Raw genomic sequence first — 3,467 nt, 5'->3', positions numbered from 1 at the left:
TTTAATTATGTTTATACCAAGAACTTTTTATCCCCTATAAACTGATATTTTTGATTATTGCTTTTATCACAAAAGTCTTTTGCTTTATAGCTTGTTTTTAGAACAATAAAAAAGACTATACTGTCCACCATGACGATGAGACACCCAATAAGGTGTCACAAATATCAACTTAATTCCCCTACTATTATTACCATTTTCAGGAGAGATGTATGAGTGTTCCCGTTTTAGGTCTTGGTACTTTTCGCTTAAAAGACGATGCGGTTATAAATTCTGTAAAAACTGCACTAGAACTAGGTTATCGTGCTATTGATACAGCACAAATTTATGAAAATGAAGCTGCTATAGGACAAGCCATTGCAGAAAGTGGTATATCTCGCGACGCGCTTTACATCACAACAAAAATCTGGGTAGAAAATTTAAGTAAAGATAAATTAATTCCTAGTTTGAAACAAAGCTTAAGTGATTTACAAACAGATTATGTTGACTTAACTCTAGTACACTGGCCATCACCAAATGATGCAGTTTCTGTTAAAGAATTTATGCAAGAGTTATTAGCTGCGAAACAGATGGGATTAACGCGAGAAATTGGTATTTCAAATTTTACCATTCCATTAATGGAACAAGCTATTGCTGCCGTTGGTGTTGAAAATATCGCAACAAACCAAATCGAATTATCACCTTATTTACAAAATCATAAAGTGGTAAATTGGGCTAAACAGCATGGCATTCATATTACATCTTATATGACTCTAGCTTACGGCAAAGCATTAAAAGATGAAACAATACAAACCATTGCTAAAAAACACAATGCAACACCAGCACAAATCATTTTAGCTTGGGCTATGAATGAAGGTTATTCTGTTATTCCATCTTCAACAAAACGTGAAAATTTAGCCAGTAATTTACTCAGCGTAAATATCAAATTGGATAGTGAAGATAAACAAGCGATTGCAAAGTTAGATTGTCATGATCGTTTAGTTAGCCCAGAAGGTTTAGCGCCTCATTGGGATTAATGATTAACCAATTTAAATCGTAATATAGGTGATATTATTTTTATCACCTATATATCTTAACCTACTTTTTTAGCAATATACTCACTCAGAGAATCAATAAATACACGGATGCGTTGGCTAACCACTTTTTCACTATAATAAACGGCATTAAAAGGCATAGCTATAGGTTGCAGCTTATCGGGGAATAATTCGATAAATCGACCATTTTCGATATCATTAACCACCATAAAATCGGAAAGGCAAGCAATACCATTACCTTCGAGACACAATTGTCTTATCGTTTCTCCACTATTCGACGATATTCCCATAGGAGCTTCTAATAATTGTCCATTCTCTCGCTCAATAGGCCATGTGTTTAGTGATACTGGTTCAGTAAAAGTTAGACAAGTATGGTCAAGCAGATCTTCTGCGATTTTAGGCTGTCCATAACGGGCGAGATAGTCCGGGGTCGCAACGATTTTCCGATAACTATTCAATAGTGGTTTTGCCCGTAAACTGGAATCCGTTAAATTACCGACTCTAATCGCGATATCTACTTTACGTTCAATAAGATTGATAAATGTTTCAGATGAAACTAAAGAGAGGGTTATTTGAGGATATTTTTGCTGAAATTGTTTAATAAAAGGCACCAGTAAATGCAAAACAACCGGCGTTGCGGCATCAATACGTAATAGACCCTGTGGTGTTTTTTGTGTATTAATTAATTCATCTTCAGCTAATTTCATATCTTGTAAGATAACTTGCATACGATGAAAGTAATGCTCCCCCTCTTCCGTTAAACTCAATTGTCGCGTAGTCCGATTTAATAAATTAACGCCTAGCTTTGACTCAAGTTTTTTTACTGTACGACTAACAGCAGAATTGGCTAATGCTAATTTTTCTGCAGCACGTGTAAAACTACCACTTTCAACTACTGCAATAAAAACTTGGACTTCTTCTGAAGTGGCTTTCATGACTGACCTTAGAAACGAGTGAATAATAACCTAATGGTGAATCACTCTTATTATATAATATATACGCTAATTGCTTTAAAAAATTATTTCCATATCTTTATAGTTAGTTTCTCTCAAGCAATTAGCGATATATTATCTGACACTTTATTCATTATTAATAAAGCGCATGAGCTGTTGTCGAAGTTGTTTATTATCTTGCTTTAATCGTTCATTTTCATCCAACAATGTCAAGGCGATTGCAATACCATGCCAATCCAATGCTAACTCTCGATGAAGTTTTAACGCCCGATGTACAACAACAACTGCATCATCATTGAAAAACCACTCCTGGGTGGTAATTTCTACAGGCTCAATAACCCCTAATTCAACAATTTCTTGAAGTTCCTCTTTGGAAACACCAGTATGATGACAAAGCTCAGTCATAGTAAATATTGTTGTTAATTGTGCCATTATTTATTCTCCCAGTTTTTACGTGGATTATAATCGGCTTGGGCTTCGGCGAGTTGTTGCCATAATGAATGTGTTTTTTCATCCACTTTAGGTGGCATGACGACTTTCAAAATGGCATAGAGATCACCACTCTTTTGCTTACTTACTAAGCCTTTTCCTTTAATTCTCAGGCGTTGACCTGCCTGACTAGCGGGAGGAATAGTAAGTAAAATTTTATCTTTAAGTGTAGGAATAGCAATTTTAGTACCTAATGCGGCTTCCCAAGGTGCAATAGGAACCACAATTTCAAGATCATGCCCTTTTACATCAAATAATGGATGAGGTGCAATACGGATAGTTAGCCATAAATCACCATTTTCTCCGCCATTCTCCCCAGCAGTACCTTGGCCTTTTAAACGAATACGTTGTCCATCAACAACACCGGCAGGAATTTTGACATTCAAGGTCTTAGGAATTTCTTTCTCTATCATGCCAAAGACATTATAAACCGGTAAATGATAGCTAATGGTACGCTTATGCTCTTCTTGTGCTTCTTCAAGAAAAACCGGTAATTCAATTTCTAGATCTTGTCCACGTTGTCTAGGTGCTTGACGTGAATGGCGCCCTTCAAAAGGTGAACCTTGACCAAAGAAAGAAGCATAAAGATCGTCAAAATCTTCCTGACTAAAACTTTGTTGGTTTGAATGTGAATTGTTGTGCTGTGTAAATTGTTTAAATTTCGGATCATTGCGGTGAGCCCAAAGTTCGTCATATTCAGCTCTGCGCTGTTCATCACCAAGAATTTCCCAAGCTTGCGCTATTTCTTTAAAACGCTCCTCAGCATCTGGCTCTTTACTTACATCTGGGTGATATTTTTTCGCTAAACGGCGATAAGCAGTTTTAATTGTTTTCATGTCATCAGTGGGTTTTACCCCCATAATGTCGTAATAATCCTTTAATTCCATAGTGATATCTCGATTATGTTAAACATTAAATACCCTACATCTATAGATTATAGGACAGAGAACGCTTTTTTGTTAACCAAAATAAGTTTCATAAATCCCTATTTAAG

At 35.9% G+C, this 3,467-nt stretch carries 4 protein-coding genes; 1 reads left to right on the top strand and 3 read right to left on the bottom strand.

The genetic code is table 11. The annotated features are described in order from the left end of the window. Positions 1-209 precede the first annotated feature (209 nt). Positions 210-1,013, top strand: a complete 804-nt coding sequence (dkgB, locus tag AACU98_RS00910; RefSeq protein WP_036908191.1) for a 2,5-didehydrogluconate reductase DkgB — start codon at positions 210-212, stop codon at positions 1,011-1,013. 56 nt (positions 1,014-1,069) lie between these two features. Here the strand turns inward: dkgB and yafC are convergent, their stop codons facing one another. The 3 genes from yafC to cbpA all read right to left on the bottom strand — a co-directional run bounded on the left by yafC (position 1,070) and on the right by cbpA (position 3,360). Beyond that, positions 1,070-1,966 (bottom strand): DNA-binding transcriptional regulator YafC, encoded by an 897-nt coding sequence (gene yafC, locus AACU98_RS00905; RefSeq protein WP_036971038.1) that lies wholly within the window; start codon positions 1,964-1,966, stop codon positions 1,070-1,072. Positions 1,967-2,110: 144 nt separating this feature from the next. Next, positions 2,111-2,416, bottom strand: a complete 306-nt coding sequence (gene cbpM / locus AACU98_RS00900; RefSeq protein WP_004247011.1) for a chaperone modulator CbpM — start codon at positions 2,414-2,416, stop codon at positions 2,111-2,113. After that, the gene (cbpA, locus tag AACU98_RS00895; protein ID WP_161735346.1) at positions 2,416-3,360 is read right to left on the bottom strand and encodes a curved DNA-binding protein; all 945 of its coding nucleotides are present in this window, start codon (positions 3,358-3,360) and stop codon (positions 2,416-2,418) included. Before cbpA ends, cbpM begins: the two co-directional genes overlap by 1 nt. Positions 3,361-3,467: the final 107 nt, after the last annotated feature.

The sequence above is a fragment of the Proteus sp. G4380 genome (genome assembly GCF_963885725.1).
GTDB classification, from domain to species: domain Bacteria; phylum Pseudomonadota; class Gammaproteobacteria; order Enterobacterales; family Enterobacteriaceae; genus Proteus; species Proteus mirabilis.
Note: the sequence above shows the minus strand (reverse complement) of the source record. Positions and strands in the feature narration are given on the sequence as shown.